Below are 20,347 nucleotides of genomic sequence, written 5' to 3'. Positions count from 1 at the left end.
CCTTAAAGGCTGTAATTTGACTAAAGCCACAGTGGTGCAGGCTAATTTTTGGTCGCGCCGGGCGTCCATTTGAAACCCCAGCCATAGTGCTTATCCATCGACTCGCGGTCGGGGAAGAAACGGTCAAGGCGTTCAACCTGAATATTGCCATCGACATTTTTGAGCCTGGCGATGGCGGCGACATTATTACGCTGGTCGCTATCCGTGAGCATGGATGTAATCGGCTGCTGTTCGGGGACATAGAGGGTGACGGAGGCGTTTGTCCCTTGCCAGTTATCGGTGCCAGCGTAAATGAAGCTATAAATCAGCACCTCATCAATGTCCTGCCAGTGGCTGCCGTTGACGAAAAGCCATTCGCCATCCACGTCATTGCCTTCACGCAGATCTTCCTGCAGCAGCAGATACGGTGGCTGGTCATAGTTGCCGGGCAAATGACTCAGCGCCTCAGCGCCGCTGATTTCACCGTTTTTTAAGCGCACAAAGGCGGCAATATCGAGATCGACAGGCTCTTTGTGGTCCCCCTGCTTCCACTGCAGATTGATTTTTATCCGGCCAAAATCCTGACGTTTCTCAAGCTTCACGCTGGGATTGGTGTCAGTTAATTCGGTATGGGTTGGTGTAACAACGGGGAGCGTCACGGCCGGGCGATGTGTAAACCACCACCAGACACCGACGAGTAGGAGCAGCAGTAGCAATAATGCCAGCCAAGGAAGAAAACCGCGGCACCAGGGGATAACCACTACCGTATGGAGGGGCGCCGCTGTGCTGGCTGTGGCCCAATTGACCAACACCGGTTCGCCGCCGACGCTATAGCCGTCGAGGTGGTGTGATTGGGTGAGTAGCGTTTGCAACGCATGTGCTGACTTATCTTCGCCGCGCGCGGCCAGCTGGCTGATTAACCCCGCCAGAATGTCCTGATATTGCTGACGTTTATTCTCAACAGTCAGCCGTTCGGCGTCATTCAGTGCGGAAAAAGGTTTAGCCAGCCCCTGACGTGCTGTCCACCACTCCAGGCGTCCTTCGGCATTGCGACGCGCGGTGGCATACAGCAGCGCCAGTGAAGGGGGAAGATGACGATGTATGATACCGACCGTCTCTTCATAGGTTGTCAGCGTTGCTTCATGAATCGGCGCGGCAGTTGTTAATCGTTGCATAAGCAAATCATTATTGTTGTGGGTGATATGCATGAGATGTGTATCATTGCATCTCAGACAGCCGGAACGTTTTCTGCGCTTTTAGCGGAGCGTATTTGCTTCTTCGAGAACTTTTATTTTGTGCTTGGCTTCGGCGACCTTTTTCTCAATCGCTGAAATTTCGCTGGCGCTCGTTGCCGTTTGTGACTGGCGCTGCAGCTCCTGCAATTTGGCAATTTCCTGCTGGCGTTCGCGGCTTTGAATCTTGCTTGATTTCAGTTTTGCGAGAGTCTGCGACAGATCCGAACGCACGGCATTTAGCCTTGCTTGTTCATCTGCCAGCTTTTGATTTAAGGTCTGCTGTCTGTTTTGGGTATAATCCTGCTGTTGCCTGGCCGATTCATTTTGATATTGGCTCAGGCGAACCTGCTGTTCTTTTTGATCAACCTGCTGACGATAACCACCCGACGTGGCGCAGCTCAGTTTGGTAATAAAGCTTGGATCTTGTGCGTGTAAATCACAGTCCTGGGGAGACGTAGTACAACCCGTAAGGACAAGGGCGGCAAGAAGTGCGTATTTTCTCATCAAATAATCCATCATTAGCGTCGAATAACGCTGCTTTAAGCAGTCTTAAACCGGCCGATAATGCTATCGGCCGAAAGGGTTAACCAAGGGAGATCGCCTGGCGCTGTTCATACAGCTCGTTGGTTTCTTGTTCCAGAGCAGCAATCTTGCTATTGAGATTGGCATATTCTTTGTTCAAATTTGCCAGCTTGCTTTTCTCTGCACTTGTGGTGGTCGTTTGACCTTGTAAAGCGACCTTATAGGCAGATTCTTTATCCTTCATGCCTTTCATGGTCTCTTTCATCTTGCTGATGTTGGCATCAATTTGCGCCAGCTGGGTTTTCGCACCGGCTTTATCAAATCCAGCTTTATCTTTTTGGATGCTGATTTTGGTTAAGGTGGCCTGGTTTTCGCTAATAACTTGTTTCATCGCCAGCGTCGATTTTTCAACCGCTGCGGTATCTTTGCTGATGTCGTTATCCATTGCCTGCAGACGATCGGCGGTGGAGGCATAATCTTTTTTCAGTCTGTCAAGATAGTAGTTAGCGGTCATACCTGCAGCACAGCCAGCAGCGCCACCAATTGCAGCGCCGGCAAGCGCTTTCTTCGAGTCACCTGCTAGCGCCCCTACTAACGCGCCGAGAGCTGCGCCGGATACGGCGCCTACGCCACAACCTTGTGCACCAGAAGCGCTAAAGAACTGTGATTGTTCTGTGGTGGTAAGGCGAGGATCCGGCTTTGTCCCAGACAGGAGAGAGCTTCCGGTATTGGCACAGCCTCCAAGTAACAATGCTGCGGAAATCACGATGCATGTGGTAGTTCGGTTAAATGTATTCACAATCTTTTTCCTTAAAAATAATTAAGTAACGACAAGCAAGCTGTATCAACTAAAAATTTAGAATTAGTAATGATTTTGTCCGACATTACTGATTATTGTATTAGTTATAAGATGTCAAAAGAGCTATTCAAAGAGTATTTAAATAATAAGCAATGAATTAATTGCAATGAGTTATTATGTGTTCGTAGGTATCCCGCACTGACAGCTTATGCAATTTTGATCTTGGCCCTCCATCTCCGAACAGCTTATGCAATTCTGTGTTTTCGTATCACTTTATGTTGGCCTTGCTGCTGAAACACATCTTTTTCAAAAATAATCGACATTTTCGAATTCGTAGGCCTTACCATGAAACATGGGAGGATATCTCCACATAAAATATACATTCCGTGAATATATCTCAACGTCGGTAATGACTTCAACTTACTGATAGTGTTTTATGTTTAGATAATGCCCGATGACTTTGTCATGCAGCTCCACCGATTTTGAGAACGACAGTGACTTCCGTCCCAGCCTTGCCAGATACTGCCTCAGATTCAGGTTATACCTCTCAATTCGCTGCGTATATCGCTTGCTGATAACGTGCAGCTTTCCCTTCAGGCGGGATTCATAAAGCGGCCATCCGTCCGTCATCCATACCACCACGTCAAAGGCCGATAGCAGGCTCAGAAGACGCTCCAGCGTGGACATTGTGCGTTCACCAAAAACGTGGGCCACGACCGTCCTGCGTACCCTGTCATACGCGTAAAACAGCCAGCGCTGGCGTGATTTAGCCCCGACGTAGCCCCACTGTTCGTCCATTTCCGCGCAGACGATGACGTCACTGCCCGGCTGTATGCGCGAGGTTACCGACTGCGGCCTGAGTTTTTTAAATGGCGGAAAATCGTGTTGAGGCCAACGCCCATAATGCGGGCGGTTGCCCGGCATCCAACGCCATTCATGGCCATATCAATGATTTTCTGGTGTGTACCGGGTTGAGAGGCGGTGTAAGTGAACTGTAGCTGCCATGTTTTACGGCAGTGAGAGCAGAGATAGCGCTGATGTCCGGCAGTACTTTTACCGTTACGCACCACGCCGTCAGTAGCTGAACAGGAGGGACAGCTGATAGAAACAGAAGCCACGCAAGCACCTTAAAATCACCATCATACACTAAATCAGTAAGTTGGCAGCATTACCCCCTGTACCTACGTAAAATAGTTCATCACAAGGACAGGCGGCAGCTTGCCATCACCCCCTCTGTGAATAAATGTATACAGGGAAAGAATAAGTAAACATTCTCCCGGCATTTCTGCCGGGAGAATAGATTATAATTGTTGTCTGGCGTAATCGAAAGGTGAGACCGGATTTTCACTATTCGCATCGAGAAAATCTGCCCACCATTGCAGCATCAATTTGCGTTCGTCTAAGAACTCAGCTTTATGAATGTAGGCCGCACGTACGCCATTACGCTCCTGATGGCTCATCTGACGTTCAACAGCATCCCTGGACCATAGACCAGATTCAATCAATGAACTGCATGCCATTGCCCTGAAGCCGTGGCCACAAACGTCAACTTTTGTATTGTAGCCGATCAGGCGTAACGCGTTATTCACCGTATTTTCACTCATAGGTTTCCATGGATTGTGGTCGCCAGTGAAAATTAGCTCGTGCTCACCGCTGATGACCTGGATTTGTTTGAGAATATCCAGTGCCTGAGTTGAGAGTGGAACCAGATGCTCTGTACGCATTTTGGAGCCACGATGCGAGTACTTGACCCCTTCAATAGGTTTTCGTTCAGGAGGAATGGTCCACATGGCTTTCTCGAAGTCGATCTCAGACCATCTTGCAAAGCGAAGCTCACTGGAACGAATGAAGATAAGCAGGGTAAGTTTAGTTGCCAGTCGGGTAAGAGGTTGTCCCCTGTAGGTATCCAGTCGTTCAAGGAGCTCTGAAATGCGATTTAAGGCGAGGGCAGGACGGTGCTGGCGTTTCACCGTCGTTAAAGCACCAGCCATATCCACGGCAGGGTTATAGCTGATAATGCCGGACTGGGCAGCATAGCGCATGATTGCAGTGATACGTTGCTGAAGGCGGGCAGCAATCTCATATATCTCTTTTGCTTCGGCTGCTTTAACGGGGATAAGTAAATCAGGAGTTCGGAGGGCGGTAATATCACGTGAGCCGATAAAGGGGAAAACATGAGTCTCAAGGCTTTTCAGTATCTTCTCACTATGTGCTTCGGACCATTTTTTGTTGCTCTTGTGCCACTGACGCGCAACAAGCTCGAACGTATTACTGGCCTCCGGTACTGCTTTCTTTACTCGCTTCTGTTCGCAAGGGTCGACACCATCAGAAATGAGTTTTCTCGCTGCATCGCGCTTTTCCCTTGCTTCTGATAATGAGACTTCAGGATAGACGCCCAGAGCGAGCGTTTTCTCTTTGCCCAGAAACCGATAGCGGAGCCGCCAGTAACGCGAGCCGTTAGGGTGAACGAGCAAAAACATGTTGCCGCTGTCAGCAAGTTTATAAGGTTTTTCATCCGGTTTAGCTGCACGGATTTTAGCGTCAGTGAGCGCCATTGGTGGGGTCTCCTGATAGTAAAAGGGGTATAAATTTTATCGAATCAGACTATACCCTCAGTTGTACCCTCGCAAGGCACTTGATGCGGGTTGAATTTGATTGAGTGGGGTGGAGTTAACGTGTTGTGGATGTGTTGATTTTAGCGGGATTAGAATGCAAAAACGGACCTCCGTAGAGGTCCGTTGATATGAATTTGGTGCCCGGACTCGGAATCGAACCAAGGACACGGGGATTTTCAATCCCCTGCTCTACCGACTGAGCTATCCGGGCAACGGGGCGCATTAAACCGTATTCACGTCTGCCAGTCAATCAAATTTCGGGAAAAGATGTTCAATCGCTTAATATTGCGGCAATCTGTGCAATTATGCCTGAAGTTTGCACAAAACTTCCAGGCAATTTACCTATCTGACCTTCTATATGAGCAAAGACTGACGAAAACATTACGCGGCCTGTATTACTCCCGCACACTACCGCAAGTTGTGCACAAACCTTTCCGACGTTTCCAGTAACTAACGGTGCAATTGCTGCGGCAGGACCCGCTGGTGTGTCGGGCGATGAGTTGGGCGGGCGTTTAACAGAGTATTTCGCACCACCGTGGCGATGGTGCGTTTTAGAGACTGATGGCGCTGTGTTTACTCATTTCGGCTTGGCGGGCATGCTTGCTTAAGTCAGCGCACCGCCCATACGGCACTGAGCAAAGCGCAGGATATCTTCAGCCAGACGGTGTGCCGTTTCGACATCAGCATGGCTACGATTCACCAGCATGCGGCTCAGACAGCCCTCCAGCACCAGTTCCATCTGTTTGGCAACCATTGCAGGGTCGTCAACTTCCAGCGTCGTCAGCAGCTCATGGGTGAAGTCATGTGCCGCCTGTTTTTGCTGATCGGCTAACTGATGGATCGGATGCCCGGGATCGGGGTAAAACGTACAGGCGGCGATAAACAGGCAGCCTGGATAGCGATTATTGCTCACGCATTCGGACAGCGCGGTGTAGCGTGCCAGTAATTTCTGTTCAGCGCTCAGGGTGTCATCCAGCAAAAGTTGACGCCGCCAGATATCCACCCGCTGGCTGAGGTAACGTAACGCATCGTACAGAATGGCCTCTTTGTCGGGCCAAAAGCGTTGTAGTTCATCAAGAGGATAATCGATACGTTCGGCCACCATTTCCAGTGTGGTATTGGCTATCCCTTGAACCTCAAGTAATTTCAGGGCTTCTCCCAGGACATCTTCACGTTGCACGGTATTCTCCTCCGTATTTCTTGTTGCAAGTGTCGCTCACGGTTGGCGATCGCGCAAATGTGCGCTGAAGGTCGCGGCATCCATAAAGCCGGTTACCCGAGCCTCCGGATGCTCTTTCCCCTCGGCGTCAAAGAACAAAATAGTCGGCAAACCTAAAACCTGTAGATGTTTCAGCAGAGCGACATCCTGGGCATTATTTGCAGTCACATCCGCCTGCAAAAGCACCGTGTCGCCTAGCGCTTGCTGAACCTGCTGATTGCTAAACGTATACTTCTCAAACTCCTTACAGGCCACGCACCAGTCAGCATACAGATCCAACATCACTGGCTTGCCTTTAGCTTGTGCCAGCGCCTGATTTAGCGCATCCACCGAAGCCACAGGCGTGAAGTTAAGGTGTGTCTGGGTTTGAGCATGCGGCACGCCGAACGCCCAGTCCTGCAATGGCCGTACGCTTACCAGCGCTGCAGCTAACAGGATAATTTGCACGATGCGCATCCAGGCGTGCTTTGCCTGCAGGCTGGTGATAAATGCCCAGCTAAAGAATGCGACGCCCAACAGCGACCACAGGCGAACGCCCCAGTCGTCGCCAATGATGCGTTCGAGTAAGAAGACGGGGAGCGCCAGAATGACAAAGCCAAAAGCGGTTTTGACATGTTCCATCCATGGGCCGCTTTTAGGTAACAGACGATTACCGAATACGGTAATTAGCATCAGAGGTAATCCCATCCCCAGCGCGTACAGATACAGCGTGCCGCCTCCCAGCCACATGTTCCCGCTCTGAGCGATATACAGCAAAATCGCGCTTAGCGGGGCCGTTGTACAAGGAGAACAGATGAGGCCGGCAATCGCCCCCATCGCAAAGACGCTACCGGGGGAACCGCCTTGCTGACGGTTACTCATCAATGTAAGGCGTGTTTGCAGCGATGAAGGGAGTTGCAGCGTGAACAAGCCAAACATCGAAAGGGCCAGCAGCGTAAAGACCACGGCAAGGCCAATCAGGACGTAAGGATGCTGTAGCGCAGCCTGGAACTGCAATCCAGCGGCCGCAACAACCAGACCCAGCGCGGTATAAGTGAGCGCCATTCCCTGGACGTAGATAAACGTCAGCAGCAGCGCGCGTCCGGTTGATAAGCGTTGTTTGCCGCCCAGCACGATACCGGAAATCAGCGGATACATCGGCAATACGCAAGGTGTAAACGCGATGCCAATTCCGATTAGCAATGCCCACAGCGCAGAGAAGGGAAGCTGGGTTGCGAGTTGTGGTCTCTCTTGCAAGGTATCGGTGGCAGGCACTGGCGCAGGTGTCGCCCTGGTATTGGCAGACACTTCACTTAATGGCACCGTTTTAGTTTCAGGCGGATAGCAAAAACCGGCGTCGGCACAGCCCTGGTATGTGACCGTTAATGTTGCGCCAGATTTAGCCTGATTGACCGTGACCGGGATAGTCAATTGTTTACGGTAAATCTCACTTTTGCCATAAAACTCATCTTCATGCCAGACGCCTGGCGGTAGTTTTACCTCGGCGATATCGGCCTGAGATGGCGTAATGCTTATCTGTTTGCGATACAGATAGTAGCCATCTTTAACCTGCCATGAGAGGTTCAGATCGTGTTGGTTTTGCTGAAAATCAAAAGCAAACGCCCGATCGGCAGGAACAAACTGCGAGCGGCCAGGCGCGTCAAATAATCCGGCAAAGGTAGATGTGCTGCACAGCAGCAGGATCAGCGTAAGGATGCGTTGAGCCATGAGCGGTAATCAAAGTCTCCGTGAGTGACGGGTAAAACCAGAAGTTCAGGCGTTTGGTATGGATGATGTGACTTCAGGCAATCGAGAAGGGCTTGCTGGTGTGTGACGGTGGTTTTTAAAATCATCTGGACTTCATATTCCTGCTCCAGTTTACCTTCCCAATAATAGAGGGAAGTCGCGCCAGGCAGCAGCGTCACGCAGGCAGCCAGCTTTTCCGCCAGCACTTTGGCGGCCAGATCCTGGGCGGTTGCTTCATCCGGGGCGGTACAGAGCACCACAACGGTATCGGGGATGGAAATATCCTGACTCTTTACATCAAGCATAAACACCTCGAAAGAACAGAGTAACCAGCTAAAGAGTGGTCACTATACAACGGACGAGGGAAGGATGTTAGTTAAAGCGGGATGAGGAGGAACTGCAGGGCGCGAAGGCACCCTGCAGTAAAGTTTTACAGCATGAAGCTGCCCAGCAAGAAGCCGAAGCAGACAGCCAAAAGCACGCCCAGAGTACCCGGGATGAAGAACGGATGGTTAAAGACGAATTTACCGATGCGGGTTGTACCGGTGTCATCCATCTGCACCGCCGCAACCAGAGTTGGGTAGGTTGGCAGAATGAACAGGCCAGAAACAGCTGCGAAAGACGCAACAGCAGTCAGTGGGGAAACGTTCAGAGCCAGAGCCATCGGCATCAGTGCTTTAGCAGTTGCAGCCTGAGAGTACAGCAGCGCAGAAGCAAAGAAGAAAATGACAGCCAGCAACCACGGATGACCCTGAATTACGCTACCTGCAGTATCTTTGATCCAGTCAATGTTGTGAGATACGAAGGTATCACCCAGCCATGCAACACCCAGGATACAAATACAGGCGCTCATACCCGCTTTAAAGGTGCTGGAGTTCAGGATGGAGTCAGTTTCAACGCGGCAGACGATCGTAGTCAGCGTCGCGACGCTCAGCATGATGATCAGGATTGCGTTGGTGGTGTTCATCAGCGGTTTAGCGACCAGGCCGAGGCTTGGGCTGTTGATGATGGCGTATACAACTACGCAAATCACGCCCAGCAGGAACAACCAAACGGAGGTTTTCGCGCCAGCTTTGATTTCAACTTGTCTTTCACCACGCAGTTCAACCAAACCTTCTTCCAGACGCTTACGATAAATCGGGTCGTCAGACAGTTTGGAGTTGAACAGCATCGTTACCAGGAAGGACATCACCAGAACGGCCAGCAGAGTGGACGGAATGACCACGGACAGCAGGTGAATGTAGCTGATGCCATGACCTTCCATTACGGAAGACATGTAAACCACGGCTGCGGAGATTGGCGACGCCGTAATCGCAATCTGTGCAGAAACCACTGCGGTAGAGAGCGGACGGCAAGGTTTGATACCTTGTTCCTTCGCGACTTCAGCGATAACCGGCAGAGTTGCCAGAGAGATGTTGCCGGTACCGGCAAAGATAGTCAGGAAATAGGTCACGATTGGTGCAAGGATCGTGATGTATTTCGGGTTTTTACGCAGCAGTTTTTCAGTTTGATGAACCAGATAGTCCAGACCACCGGCAATCTGCATGGCAGAGATGGCAGCGATAACCGCCATGATAATGGAAATAACATCGAACGGAATATTACCTGGTTTTACGCCAATAGCGGCAAGAACCAGAACACCCAGCCCACCTGCAAATCCAATACCGATACCCCCAAGTCTGGCACCTAAAAAGATTGCCAGCAAAACGATGATAAGTTCTAAAACTATCATATTAGCCTTCCTTGTTGTTTAACAAGTTGATATTAAATTGTTGTTTTTAAGTAACTTCGAGTAAGAAAAAAGGCACGTCATCATGACGTGCCTTCTCCGGTACTACCCTACACGATTACTGTTCGCTTTCATCAGTATAACGTTTTGCTTTATAAGCAGGGTGCATCAGGTTCTGTGCAGAGAAGATATCGTCCAGTTCAGACTCGGTCAACAGACCGCGTTCCAGGACAACTTCACGTACGCTCTTACCGGTTTCGGCACAAATTTTACCGACGATGTCGCCGTTGTGGTGACCGATGAACGGGTTGAGGTAAGTAACGATGCCGATGGAGTTGAATACAAACGCTTCACAGACTTCTTTGTTAGCAGTGATACCACTAACGCATTTTTCCAGCAGGTTGTAGCAAGCATTGCTCAGAATGTGAATGGATTCAAACATTGCCTGGCCAATGACCGGCTCCATTACGTTCAGCTGCAGCTGACCAGCTTCAGATGCCATAGTAACGGTGATGTCGTTACCGATGACTTTAAAGCAAACCTGGTTTACGACTTCTGGAACAACTGGGTTCACTTTTGCTGGCATGATAGAAGAACCAGCCTGCAGTTCCGGCAGGTTGATCTCGTTCAGACCAGCGCGTGGGCCAGAGGAGAGCAAACGCAGGTCGTTACAGATTTTGGACATCTTAACAGCCAGACGTTTCAGTGCGCCGTGAACCATAACGTATGCGCCGCAGTCAGAAGTTGCTTCAATCAGGTCTTCTGCCGGAACACAGGCGAAGCCAGTGACTTCAGCCAGTTTCTGTACTGCCAGCGGGGAGTATTCTTTCGGCGTGTTCAGACCAGTACCGATTGCAGTTGCACCGAGGTTAACTTCCAGCAGCAGCTCAGCGGTACGACTAATGTTTTTCACTTCTTCTTTCAACAGTACGCTGAAAGCATGGAATTCCTGACCGAGGGTCATCGGTACAGCATCCTGCAGCTGGGTACGGCCCATTTTCAGGATGTCCTGGAATTCAACAGCTTTTTGTTCGAAGCCTTCACGCAGCTGGTTCAGGGCATCGATCAGTTTGATGATGGATGCGTATACCGCGATACGGAAGCCAGTTGGGTAAGCGTCGTTGGTAGACTGACATTTGTTAACGTGGTCGTTCGGGTTCAGGTACTGATACTCACCTTTCTGGTGACCCATCAATTCCAGACCGATATTGGCCAGCACTTCGTTGGTGTTCATGTTGACGGAGGTACCCGCACCACCCTGGTAAACATCTACCGGGAATTGATCCATGCATTTTCCGTTATTCAGGACTTCATCACACGCCGCGATGATGGCATTTGCCACACTCTTAGGAATGGTTTGCAGCTCTTTGTTGGCCATTGCCGCTGCCTTTTTAACCATTACCATACCGCGAACAAATTCAGGAATGTCGCTGATTTTGTTGTTGCTAATGTAGAAGTTTTCAATCGCTCTCAGAGTGTGAACACCGTAGTAGGCGTCCGCTGGAACTTCCCTGGTACCCAACAAGTCTTCTTCGATACGAATGTTGTTTAACATGTGAACCTTCTTTTTCAAGCTGCCAATGATTTGACTAAACACACAGGATATATGTGATTTCGATTGTTTCTCGACCGACGATTATCCCCTGCATCGGTCTGATACTCGAGATCATATGCTGGTTCAGGATTTCTACCGTAATCTGGATCACTTAAAGCGTGGAATTTACCCCTTATTTATTATTCTGTGAAATGGATCACCCCTTTAGGATTAATACTAAAAATAAGTGTACAAGCGACTTGAAATTTTGCTAACCACCTCAACATCTAATTGATGCGAGTCACATAATTCATCGGGCAGGCGTTGAAAAAAACGACTGTTATTGACAGGAGAACCCTTTGCGCTGGATACCATTACTTGCCATTTTTCTCTATGTTTACATAGAGATATCTATTTTTATTCAGGTTGCCCATGTCCTGGGTGTCCTGATGACGCTGATTTTGGTTATTTTTACGTCGGTTATCGGTATGTCTCTGGTTCGTAACCAGGGATTTAAAAACTTTTTACTGATGCAACAAAAAATGGCGGCTGGTGAAAGTCCGGCTGCAGAAATGATCAAGAGCGTGTCGCTGATCATTGCTGGTCTGCTGTTGGTACTGCCCGGTTTTTTCACCGATTTCCTCGGTCTTCTTCTTTTATTACCCCCGGTGCAAAAACATCTGACAATGAAACTGCTGCCGCATTTGCGTTTTTCGCGTATGCCGGGCGGTGGTTTCAGCGCCGGAACCGGTGGCGGTGAGACCTTTGATGGCGAATTTCAGCGCAAAGACGACGATCGCAACCGTATTGATCATAAAGACGATCCTCGGGATTAAGCATCAGTATGCGGGCCGGATAAGCGTGAGCACCATCCGGCAAAATGCTTATCTGCCGGATGACGGCGTCAACGTCGCCTTATCCGGCCTGCGGGGTAAAAACAGCCACAGCCCTGCCAACATAATCAGTGCATACAGGCTCTTCCAGCCAACCATTGCCAACAGCAGCAGACACAGTAGACCGCCAATGACTGCCAGCATGCGATAATGCCCTTTCAGTAATCGACATCCCGCCAGCATGCACAGCAAATAAATCATAATAAAGATGCCGTTAGCATAGGTGATTAACGCATCGAGATTGATTTTCAGCATATAGATGCACAACGTACTGATCACGCAGCAGCCCAATACGGCGTTTAGCGCATTGCGCGGAAGGTGACGGGGAGACAGACGCGCCAGATGACTTTCCGGCTTATATTGCGCTTGCGACCAGACCAGCCGGGCGAAACTTTGAATATAAATGTTGAGACTGGCAAAACAGGCCAGATAACCAATGATGCAGGCGACCCACAGTGCCTGTACGCCAAATAACTGCACGACGATCTCTGGCAGTGAGGCCGCCGCCGCCATTTGCTCACCGTAGGCGCCAAAATGAAGCACGACGACGGTGCATGCCCAATAAACAGAGCCCGCAAGCAGCAGGCCGATCATCAGCGCGCGTGGGAAATCCCGCTCCGGGTTTTTGAATTCAGATGCCAGATGGGCAAACGCTTCAAGGCCAACAAAACACCAGAACATCACCGACAGCGCGGCGAACAGTCCGGGGAGCTCAATCTCGGTTATCGCAGGAAAGGGGATTTCGCCAGGTTTCACATCGCCCGCCCACCAGATGGCGACAATGAAGGCAACAATCAATCCGGCAATGACCGTTTGCAGATTAGCGCTAGAGCCGGCACCGTGGGAGCCGATATACCAAACCAATGCCAGCGTACCGAGCTCTGCCAACAGAAGCTGTTCGTCATGCCAGCCAAACATCGCCTGACCAAATCCGGCGGCAATATGTAATGCCGCAGGCAAGCCGACGGGAATCACCGACAAAAATAGCCATCCGGTGACGCGCTCCAGGCGTGAGCCAAAGGCCATACCAACAAAATGCGCCACGCCACCCGCGCTGGGAAAATGACGGCCCAGTACGGCAAAGACAATCGCCACGGGAAAGACTAAAACAATCAGCACCGGCCAGGCCCACAGGCTGTTGTTGCCAGCCACCAGCGCGGCTAGCGCAGGGACGGCGAAAACGCCTGTACCTAGCAATGATGTCGACAACAGGCCAATGCCCTGAGCCAGTCCCAGCTCTTGTTTCAGTCCGCTCATAAGTTGTTATCCGGTTATGCCCATTGACCGGGCTACAGCGCAGATTTTTGATGGTATCACAATCGTATTTGCTTATGACGACGTGACTGAAATCGTTATAAAATGTGATGCGCGTCGGCGTTTTGACGGAATTTTCTGCTGATATAAATTTTTTTTCGCTTGCCCCCTTGAAGGTACAAAGCCCCATCCCCATTTCTCTGGTCACTAGCCGGGAAACCGTTCACGGGCCGGCGTCACCCATAACTGATAAAGACTTTCTCAAAGGAGAGCTATCAATGAGTATTCGTCCGTTACATGATCGTGTGATCGTCAAACGTAAAGAAGTTGAATCTAAATCTGCTGGCGGCATCGTACTGACCGGTTCTGCAGCAGGTAAATCAACTCGTGGCGAAATCATCGCTGTCGGTAAGGGCCGCATCCTGGACAACGGTACCGTACAGCCGCTGGACGTTAAAGTCGGCGATATCGTTATTTTCAACGATGGCTACGGTGTTAAATCTGAGAAGATCGACAATGAAGAAGTGTTGATCATGTCTGAAAGTGACATCCTGGCAATTGTTGAAGCCTAATCCGCGAACGACACTGAACATACGAATTTAAGGGAAAGAGAAAATGGCAGCTAAAGACGTAAAATTCGGTAACGACGCTCGTGTGAAAATGCTGCGCGGCGTAAACGTACTGGCAGATGCAGTGAAAGTTACCCTCGGTCCAAAAGGCCGTAACGTAGTTCTGGATAAATCTTTCGGTGCACCGACCATCACTAAAGATGGTGTTTCCGTAGCCCGTGAAATCGAACTGGAAGACAAGTTCGAAAACATGGGGGCGCAGATGGTGAAAGAAGTTGCCTCTAAAGCGAACGACGCTGCAGGCGACGGTACCACCACCGCAACCGTACTGGCGCAGTCCATCATCACTGAAGGTCTGAAAGCCGTTGCTGCGGGCATGAACCCGATGGATCTGAAACGTGGTATCGACAAAGCTGTCGCTGCTGCCGTTGAAGAACTGAAAGCACTGTCCGTACCGTGCTCTGACTCTAAAGCGATTGCTCAGGTTGGTACTATCTCCGCTAACTCCGACGAAACCGTAGGTAAACTGATCGCTGAAGCGATGGACAAAGTCGGTAAAGAAGGCGTGATCACCGTTGAAGACGGTACCGGTCTGCAGGACGAACTGGACGTGGTTGAAGGTATGCAGTTCGACCGTGGTTACCTGTCTCCTTACTTCATCAACAAGCCGGAAACTGGCGCAGTAGAACTGGAAAGCCCGTTCATCCTGCTGGCTGACAAGAAAATCTCCAACATCCGCGAAATGCTGCCGGTGCTGGAAGCAGTAGCAAAAGCCGGTAAACCACTGCTGATCATCGCTGAAGATGTTGAAGGCGAAGCGCTGGCAACTCTGGTTGTTAACACCATGCGCGGTATCGTGAAAGTCGCGGCGGTTAAAGCGCCTGGCTTCGGCGACCGTCGTAAAGCGATGCTGCAAGATATCGCTACCCTGACCGGTGGTACCGTTATCTCTGAAGAGATCGGTATGGAGCTGGAAAAAGCAACTCTGGAAGATCTGGGTCAGGCGAAACGCGTTGTTATCAACAAAGACACCACCACCATCATTGATGGCGTGGGTGACGAAGCTGCAATCCAGGGTCGCGTGACTCAGATTCGTCAGCAGATCGAAGAAGCAACTTCCGACTACGACCGTGAAAAATTGCAGGAGCGCGTAGCGAAACTGGCAGGCGGCGTTGCGGTTATCAAAGTTGGTGCTGCGACTGAAGTTGAAATGAAAGAGAAGAAAGCCCGCGTTGAAGATGCCCTGCACGCGACTCGTGCTGCGGTAGAAGAAGGCGTGGTTGCTGGTGGTGGTGTTGCGCTGATTCGCGTAGCGTCTAAAATTGCCGGTCTGAAAGGTCAGAACGAAGACCAGAACGTAGGTATCAAAGTTGCGCTGCGCGCAATGGAATCTCCGCTGCGTCAAATCGTACTGAACTGCGGCGAAGAGCCGTCTGTAGTGGCTAACACCGTGAAAGCGGGTGACGGTAACTACGGTTACAACGCTGCAACTGAAGAATACGGTAACATGATCGACATGGGTATCCTGGATCCAACCAAAGTAACGCGTTCAGCTCTGCAGTACGCGGCTTCTGTTGCGGGTCTGATGATCACCACCGAGTGCATGGTTACTGACCTGCCGAAAGGCGATGCGCCTGACTTAGGTGCTGCTGGTGGTATGGGCGGCATGGGTGGAATGGGCGGCATGATGTAATTTAATCTTCATACTTCAAGCCGCAGGTTCATTGGCTGCGTTCGTTTACCCCAGTCACTTACTCATGTAAGCACTGGGGGATTCATGAACCTGCCGCCTGCCTGTAACTTGAATTATTTGATTAAATACGTATCTCGCGAAAAATGAGAAACCCTCGGGCAGAAATGTCCGGGGGTTTTTCTTTTGGTCATCTTTTTAGTATATGATTCAGCTACGGACATAACGTCCAGCTCATTGATTATGGGGAATGACATGCACGTGAAATATTTAGCAGGGATCGTTGGTGCCGCGCTACTGATGGCGGGTTGTAGCTCCAGCAACGAACTGAGTTCAGCCGGGCAAAGCGTACGCTTCGTCGAAGAGAAGCCTGGCGCAGAGTGTCAACTGATTGGCACTGCAACCGGTACGCAAAGCAACTGGCTTTCTGGCCAGCACGGCGAAGAGGGTGGCTCTATGCGTGGCGCAGCAAACGATCTGCGTAACCAGGCTGCGGCAATGGGTGGTAACGTGATTTATGGCGTCAGCAGCCCATCACAGGGAATGCTGTCCAGCTTTGTTCCTACTGCCAGTGAAATGACTGGGCAGGTTTATAAGTGCCCAAATTGATAAATGCTGTTGATGCCTGATGGAGACGCTACAACGTCTTATCAGGCCTACGATACAAATTCGTCGGCCTGATAAGCGCAGCGACATCAGGCATTTTGAGCGTTATGCACAGACTGAGCGCGTAAATGATGCAGCGCGCGCAGGCACTGATCCTGATTGAGCTTTTGCGCCTTATCACCCGTCAACGTTCTGACAAACACCTGGCACGGTACACCAGCAAGCTTTTTCAGCCGTGGGCTGAAATCGAGAAGACGGCGAGTAATGGCTTCGGCCTCTTTGCTGCCGGAAGTGGCGCGAGTTTTTACTACCGAACCACAGAACTGGGCTTTTCCTTGATCATCTGTATAGCGGTAAATAATCGCCAGATAATGATTAAACAGGCTTTGTTTCCATTCGGGGTGCGTATAAGAGTCGTATTCCAGATTGTCGTTTGCCTGGCAATCAACATCGTACAGCGGCAGGAAATCCAGCAGCGATGTAATTCGTAGCGCTAATTCCCGCATGCCAGCATTATTTATTGCATGAATAACAGCATGGACCAGCACCCGAATCTGTAGTTCATTAATCAGTAATTCACACGTTTGTCCATCATGCAGTGTCAGAGAAAATGTTAAGTTTTCGCCTTTGTCATCCACTAACATCAGCGAATTTATGCGACGATTAATGTCGGCATTTTTTAGCTCATCTTCCTGAATCAAAGGAATATTTTCGTGCATCTTTTTGCTGACTTTATCGCATTCCTTCCCATATTGCTCATGCTCTTCTTCGCTAAGCTGATGTTTGGCAGATAGCCTGCTTTCCAGGGCGATAAGCAGGTCTCTTAGCCCAAGCGGAGAAAGAAAAAATAACGACGTTTTATTCCTTGGTTCTTTTATCTTTAATGCTAAAGCAATAAATTCATTTTTTTGACGAATAACACCGGTATTGATGCCCTTAATACTTATAACCATAAAAGGTTCTCCCTAACCATATATTTATTAATATTCTGAATTTGGTTCTAATGATACAAATTATGAATTAATAATTTTATAGCGCTAATTAAAATAGCACAGATTAAAAGCGTGGCTCCACTTGTGAGGATTTAAATAATAAGTAATCGTGGTGAGTGTCCGGAATCGGACACTCAATAATGGTTATTGTTGGCGTAGTTGCAGATCCAATGGCGTTTTACTTGGCTCACCGCCAATTTCACGCGCCAGTTTGGGGACCATATAGCCGGAAACCAACGTCAGCAGTTCACGCATAATGTGACGTGCCTCATCGTCGCTGACCATAAAGTGGGCGGCACCTTGCACTTTGTCCAGTACGTGCAGGTAATAGGGCATCACCCCCGCATCAAACAGGGCGTTGCTCAGGTTCGCCAGCGTTTGTGCGTTATCGTTCACGCCACGTAGCAAAACGCTTTGGTTGAGTAGGGTGACGCCAGCGGTACGCAGTCGGACCATCGCCTGGTGAAACGCCTCATCGACCTCATTGGCGTGGTTAATGTGGTTGACTAGCAGAATCTGCAGGGAGGAGCGCGCAAAGCGCTGGACCAGTCCTTCAGTAATGCGCGCGGGGATCACAATCGGCAAACGGCTGTGAATGCGCAAACGCTTAATGTGCGGGATGGCTTCCAGTTGCGTGAGTAACCAGTCCAGTTCATGGTCTTTGGCCATTAGCGGATCACCACCGGAGAAGATAATCTCATCCAGCTCAGGATGCGCGCTAATGTAGTCCAGGGCGACCTGCCAGTTGCGCTTATTGCCCTGGTTTTCGGCATACGGGAAGTGTCGGCGGAAGCAATAGCGACAATTTACCGCGCAACCGCCTTTAACCAACAACAGCGCCCGATTGCGATATTTATGCAGCAAACCGGGGACCACGCTGTGCTGTTCTTCCAGCGGATCGGTCGAGTAGCCAGGTGCAGCAACAAACTCTTCCTGGGAAGTAAGTACCTGACGCAAAAGCGGATCGTCCGGATTGCCTTTTTCCATACGAGCAATAAACGCGCGCGGTACGCGCAGGGCGAAAAGTCGTCTCGCGTCGCGTCCGGCCAACAGTTTTTCATCTGCGTCTATATTCAAAAGATGCAGAAGTTCATCAGGATCGGTCACAACATCGGCAAGTTGCGATAACCAATCTTCTCTGGATGGGGTATTTAGGGTTACAATATGCGCCATTTTGTGGCTTAGCTACCAGTTAACAATTTTCAGAGGGCCTTATGGCAACGTACTATAGCAACGATTTTCGTGCTGGTCTTAAAATCATGTTGGACGGCGAACCTTATGCGGTTGAAGCCAGCGAATTCGTTAAACCAGGTAAAGGCCAGGCATTTGCGCGCGTTAAGCTGCGTCGCCTGCTGACCGGTACTCGCGTAGAGAAAACCTTCAAGTCTACCGATTCCGCTGAAGGCGCAGACGTAGCCGACATGAACCTGACCTTCCTGTATAGCGACGGTGAGTTCTGGCACTTTATGAATAACACCACTTTCGAACAGCTGGCTGCAGACGAGAAAGCGGTAGGCGATAACGCTAAATGGCTGCTGGACCAGGCTGAATGCATCGTGACCCTGTGGAACGGTCAGCCGATCTCCGTGACTCCGCCAAACTTCGTTGAGCTGGAAGTCGTTGAAACTGACCCAGGTCTGAAAGGCGATACCGCTGGTACTGGCGGCAAACCGGCTACTCTGTCTACTGGCGCAGTCGTTAAAGTTCCGCTGTTCGTACAGATCGGTGAAGTGATCAAAGTGGATACTCGCTCCGGCGAATACGTTTCTCGCGTAAAATAAGATATCTATTTGATCTTATGGCGCAGGTTGCTGCGCCATACTTTTTCCAGGGCAGGAATGATGAAACGTCTTCTCAGTCTTGTAATGCTCATCCTTTTCACCAGCACTCTCCTGGCGGGTTGTAATACCGCGCGCGGCTTCGGTGAAGACATCAAACATCTTGGCAATTCAATCTCTCACGCCGCCAGCTAACACTCTCTCATAGTCTTAAAAACGGTTGTTTATCCATCACACTTCCGGATCTTGTCTATTATTAATGAGCTATACACAAACAATATTGGCTAGAAAAGGAAGACGTTATGGTTAAAAAGACAATTGCAGCGATCTTTTCTGTGTTGGTTCTTTCTTCAGTATTGACTGCGTGCAATACCACGAAAGGTGTTGGGCAGGATATCTCTGAGGGCGGTAGCGCAATCTCTGGTGCAGCGACAAAAGCTCAACAATAATCATGAACGGTACGACGTCACGTCGTACCGTTAATTCCCCTTCCCGGGGAGTGAGAGAAACGGCGAGAAGCGGTTCCCCATGTGCAGTTTCATGCGGATATTCCGTTTATAGGTGTAGACCGTCTTGCCATGAATGCTGAGTGCGGCGGCTATCGCATTGTTACTCACACCATCCATCCACATCGACAATACTTTCTCCTCCTGCGGCGTAAGCAGCGGAGTCGCGTTTTCGGCTATTTCTAACGTGGGACGAAGCTGTAGCGCCTCCTGAATCGTGTGTGAGAGCGCGTTCAACGTGGTGTGCTTGGTTAAGACCGAATGGGCGACGGATTGAGAGGAAGCAATTGAGGCGTGCTGTCTTTCAACTGATTGCAGTAAAATCAGCGGGATGACGCCGCAGCTCATGAAAAAGGGTTTAATTGGCGGACTGGTATGCGTCTCGCTAATAAAACTGTATAAATCCGCGATCACCAGATGCGGCTTCCACTGCAAAATATGCTCTTTTGCTAACAGGAGATTATTGATCCCTGACACAAGAAATGAGGAGCTGAACCTGCCAGAATGATTAAGCAAGGCCTCAATCCCTGTGCGGGTAAAGTGGCACCGGTCAATCACTAAAATTTTAAGCATAACCTTTTCGCATTCAGAAGAGAGGCAATCGACTTTCCGGATTCAGAAAGCCCTTCATCATAGAGAACTCCGATGAGTGCCAAATGCGGGAACTACGCCGCTAATTATGCTTAATTCTTGCTTTTAGCG

General features: G+C 50.0%; 21 protein-coding genes and 1 tRNA gene. 7 read left to right on the top strand and 15 right to left on the bottom strand.

From position 1 onward, the window contains the following. Positions 1-41: 41 nt before the first annotated feature. The 11 genes from HV314_RS22670 to aspA all read right to left on the bottom strand — a co-directional run bounded on the left by HV314_RS22670 (position 42) and on the right by aspA (position 11,378). Entirely contained in the window at positions 42-1,154 is a 1,113-nt protein-coding gene (locus tag HV314_RS22670; protein WP_072096726.1) for a tellurite resistance domain protein, read from the bottom strand. A gap of 81 nt (positions 1,155-1,235) precedes the next feature. Next, positions 1,236-1,718: a hypothetical protein gene (locus HV314_RS22665; protein ID WP_023288353.1), complete on the bottom strand. Its 483-nt coding sequence runs from the start codon at positions 1,716-1,718 to the stop codon at positions 1,236-1,238. 79 nt (positions 1,719-1,797) lie between these two features. After that, positions 1,798-2,535, bottom strand: a complete 738-nt coding sequence (locus HV314_RS22660) for a glycine zipper domain-containing protein (RefSeq protein ID WP_032747578.1) — start codon at positions 2,533-2,535, stop codon at positions 1,798-1,800. Positions 2,536-2,955: 420 nt separating this feature from the next. After that, positions 2,956-3,653, bottom strand: a protein-coding gene (locus tag HV314_RS22655; RefSeq protein ID WP_224267724.1) for an IS1 family transposase whose coding sequence is annotated in 2 segments (ribosomal slippage) — positions 2,956-3,404 and positions 3,404-3,653 — 699 coding nt in all. Because the reading frame shifts where the segments join, the coding sequence is not laid out codon by codon here. Between the two features lie 183 nt (positions 3,654-3,836). After that, entirely contained in the window at positions 3,837-5,090 is a 1,254-nt protein-coding gene (locus HV314_RS22650) for a tyrosine-type recombinase/integrase (protein WP_032747583.1), read from the bottom strand. Positions 5,091-5,285: 195 nt separating this feature from the next. Continuing rightward, a tRNA-Phe gene (locus HV314_RS22645) sits at positions 5,286-5,361 on the bottom strand. Positions 5,362-5,754: 393 nt separating this feature from the next. Further along, positions 5,755-6,330 carry a transcriptional regulator gene (locus HV314_RS22640; RefSeq protein ID WP_094762211.1) on the bottom strand — a complete coding sequence of 192 codons (576 nt, stop codon included), beginning with the start codon at positions 6,328-6,330 and terminating at the stop codon, positions 5,755-5,757. Positions 6,331-6,366: 36 nt separating this feature from the next. Further along, a complete protein-coding gene (locus HV314_RS22635) occupies positions 6,367-8,076 on the bottom strand; it encodes a protein-disulfide reductase DsbD (protein WP_181546780.1) in 1,710 nt (569 codons plus the stop codon). Next, a complete protein-coding gene (gene cutA / locus HV314_RS22630; RefSeq protein WP_003025447.1) occupies positions 8,052-8,399 on the bottom strand; it encodes a divalent cation tolerance protein CutA in 348 nt (115 codons plus the stop codon). Before cutA ends, HV314_RS22635 begins: the two co-directional genes overlap by 25 nt. 125 nt (positions 8,400-8,524) lie before the next feature. Continuing rightward, entirely contained in the window at positions 8,525-9,826 is a 1,302-nt protein-coding gene (gene dcuA / locus HV314_RS22625) for an anaerobic C4-dicarboxylate transporter DcuA (RefSeq protein ID WP_016151387.1), read from the bottom strand. Between the two features lie 115 nt (positions 9,827-9,941). After that, positions 9,942-11,378: an aspartate ammonia-lyase gene (gene aspA / locus HV314_RS22620; RefSeq protein ID WP_016151388.1), complete on the bottom strand. Its 1,437-nt coding sequence runs from the start codon at positions 11,376-11,378 to the stop codon at positions 9,942-9,944. Between the two features lie 338 nt (positions 11,379-11,716). On the opposite strand from aspA, the gene HV314_RS22615 reads away from it, so the two are divergent. After that, positions 11,717-12,193, top strand: coding sequence for an FxsA family protein (locus tag HV314_RS22615; RefSeq protein ID WP_016151389.1), 477 nt, complete (start codon positions 11,717-11,719; stop codon positions 12,191-12,193). Between the two features lie 48 nt (positions 12,194-12,241). On the opposite strand, the gene yjeH is transcribed toward HV314_RS22615, so the two are convergent. Continuing rightward, positions 12,242-13,507: an L-methionine/branched-chain amino acid transporter gene (yjeH, locus tag HV314_RS22610; protein WP_181546778.1), complete on the bottom strand. Its 1,266-nt coding sequence runs from the start codon at positions 13,505-13,507 to the stop codon at positions 12,242-12,244. A gap of 275 nt (positions 13,508-13,782) precedes the next feature. On the opposite strand from yjeH, the gene HV314_RS22605 reads away from it, so the two are divergent. The 3 genes from HV314_RS22605 to HV314_RS22595 all read left to right on the top strand — a co-directional run bounded on the left by HV314_RS22605 (position 13,783) and on the right by HV314_RS22595 (position 16,372). Then, the gene (locus HV314_RS22605) at positions 13,783-14,076 is read left to right on the top strand and encodes a co-chaperone GroES (RefSeq protein ID WP_000027827.1); all 294 of its coding nucleotides are present in this window, start codon (positions 13,783-13,785) and stop codon (positions 14,074-14,076) included. Positions 14,077-14,119: 43 nt separating this feature from the next. Next, complete coding sequence (groL, locus tag HV314_RS22600; RefSeq protein ID WP_003025464.1) at positions 14,120-15,766, top strand: chaperonin GroEL; 1,647 nt, start codon at positions 14,120-14,122, stop codon at positions 15,764-15,766. A 252-nt stretch (positions 15,767-16,018) separates the two neighbouring features. Then, a complete protein-coding gene (locus tag HV314_RS22595; protein ID WP_016151391.1) occupies positions 16,019-16,372 on the top strand; it encodes a DUF4156 domain-containing protein in 354 nt (117 codons plus the stop codon). Positions 16,373-16,458: 86 nt separating this feature from the next. Here the strand turns inward: HV314_RS22595 and yjeJ are convergent, their stop codons facing one another. Then, complete coding sequence (gene yjeJ / locus HV314_RS22590; RefSeq protein ID WP_181546776.1) at positions 16,459-17,322, bottom strand: YjeJ family protein; 864 nt, start codon at positions 17,320-17,322, stop codon at positions 16,459-16,461. A 183-nt stretch (positions 17,323-17,505) separates the two neighbouring features. Further along, positions 17,506-18,534, bottom strand: a complete 1,029-nt coding sequence (gene epmB, locus HV314_RS22585; protein ID WP_181546774.1) for an EF-P beta-lysylation protein EpmB — start codon at positions 18,532-18,534, stop codon at positions 17,506-17,508. A 41-nt stretch (positions 18,535-18,575) separates the two neighbouring features. Here epmB and efp point away from each other — a divergent pair, with 41 nt between their 5' ends. From efp to ecnB, 3 genes are all read left to right on the top strand, one after another. After that, entirely contained in the window at positions 18,576-19,142 is a 567-nt protein-coding gene (gene efp / locus HV314_RS22580) for an elongation factor P (protein ID WP_003025478.1), read from the top strand. Between the two features lie 57 nt (positions 19,143-19,199). After that, the gene (gene ecnA, locus HV314_RS22575; protein ID WP_016151394.1) at positions 19,200-19,334 is read left to right on the top strand and encodes a lipoprotein antitoxin entericidin A; all 135 of its coding nucleotides are present in this window, start codon (positions 19,200-19,202) and stop codon (positions 19,332-19,334) included. Positions 19,335-19,441: 107 nt separating this feature from the next. Further along, positions 19,442-19,588: a lipoprotein toxin entericidin B gene (gene ecnB, locus HV314_RS22570; protein WP_016151395.1), complete on the top strand. Its 147-nt coding sequence runs from the start codon at positions 19,442-19,444 to the stop codon at positions 19,586-19,588. 30 nt (positions 19,589-19,618) lie between these two features. Here ecnB and HV314_RS22565 read toward each other — a convergent pair whose 3' ends face one another. Then, complete coding sequence (locus HV314_RS22565; RefSeq protein WP_016155497.1) at positions 19,619-20,218, bottom strand: LuxR C-terminal-related transcriptional regulator; 600 nt, start codon at positions 20,216-20,218, stop codon at positions 19,619-19,621. Positions 20,219-20,347 lie beyond the last annotated feature (129 nt).

Source organism: Citrobacter sp. RHBSTW-00887, assembly GCF_013728095.1.
GTDB classification, from domain to species: Bacteria; Pseudomonadota; Gammaproteobacteria; order Enterobacterales; family Enterobacteriaceae; genus Citrobacter; species Citrobacter braakii.
This window is presented reverse-complemented; position numbering and strand designations above follow the sequence as displayed.

Excerpts from the sequence above, each read along its gene's own strand:
- HV314_RS22670 (WP_072096726.1), bottom strand. The coding sequence starts at position 1,154 with ATGCAACGATTAACAACTGCCGCGCCGATTCATGAAGCAACGCTGACA.
- HV314_RS22665 (WP_023288353.1), bottom strand. The coding sequence starts at position 1,718 with ATGAGAAAATACGCACTTCTTGCCGCCCTTGTCCTTACGGGTTGTACT.
- HV314_RS22650 (WP_032747583.1), bottom strand. The coding sequence starts at position 5,090 with ATGGCGCTCACTGACGCTAAAATCCGTGCAGCTAAACCGGATGAAAAA.
- HV314_RS22635 (WP_181546780.1), bottom strand. The coding sequence starts at position 8,076 with ATGGCTCAACGCATCCTTACGCTGATCCTGCTGCTGTGCAGCACATCT.
- cutA (WP_003025447.1), bottom strand. The coding sequence starts at position 8,399 with ATGCTTGATGTAAAGAGTCAGGATATTTCCATCCCCGATACCGTTGTG.
- dcuA (WP_016151387.1), bottom strand. The coding sequence starts at position 9,826 with ATGATAGTTTTAGAACTTATCATCGTTTTGCTGGCAATCTTTTTAGGT.
- aspA (WP_016151388.1), bottom strand. The coding sequence starts at position 11,378 with ATGTTAAACAACATTCGTATCGAAGAAGACTTGTTGGGTACCAGGGAA.
- yjeH (WP_181546778.1), bottom strand. The coding sequence starts at position 13,507 with ATGAGCGGACTGAAACAAGAGCTGGGACTGGCTCAGGGCATTGGCCTG.
- HV314_RS22605 (WP_000027827.1), top strand. The coding sequence starts at position 13,783 with ATGAGTATTCGTCCGTTACATGATCGTGTGATCGTCAAACGTAAAGAA.
- groL (WP_003025464.1), top strand. The coding sequence starts at position 14,120 with ATGGCAGCTAAAGACGTAAAATTCGGTAACGACGCTCGTGTGAAAATG.
- HV314_RS22595 (WP_016151391.1), top strand. The coding sequence starts at position 16,019 with ATGCACGTGAAATATTTAGCAGGGATCGTTGGTGCCGCGCTACTGATG.
- yjeJ (WP_181546776.1), bottom strand. The coding sequence starts at position 17,322 with ATGGTTATAAGTATTAAGGGCATCAATACCGGTGTTATTCGTCAAAAA.
- epmB (WP_181546774.1), bottom strand. The coding sequence starts at position 18,534 with ATGGCGCATATTGTAACCCTAAATACCCCATCCAGAGAAGATTGGTTA.
- efp (WP_003025478.1), top strand. The coding sequence starts at position 18,576 with ATGGCAACGTACTATAGCAACGATTTTCGTGCTGGTCTTAAAATCATG.
- ecnA (WP_016151394.1), top strand. The coding sequence starts at position 19,200 with ATGATGAAACGTCTTCTCAGTCTTGTAATGCTCATCCTTTTCACCAGC.
- ecnB (WP_016151395.1), top strand. The coding sequence starts at position 19,442 with ATGGTTAAAAAGACAATTGCAGCGATCTTTTCTGTGTTGGTTCTTTCT.
- HV314_RS22565 (WP_016155497.1), bottom strand. The coding sequence starts at position 20,218 with ATGCTTAAAATTTTAGTGATTGACCGGTGCCACTTTACCCGCACAGGG.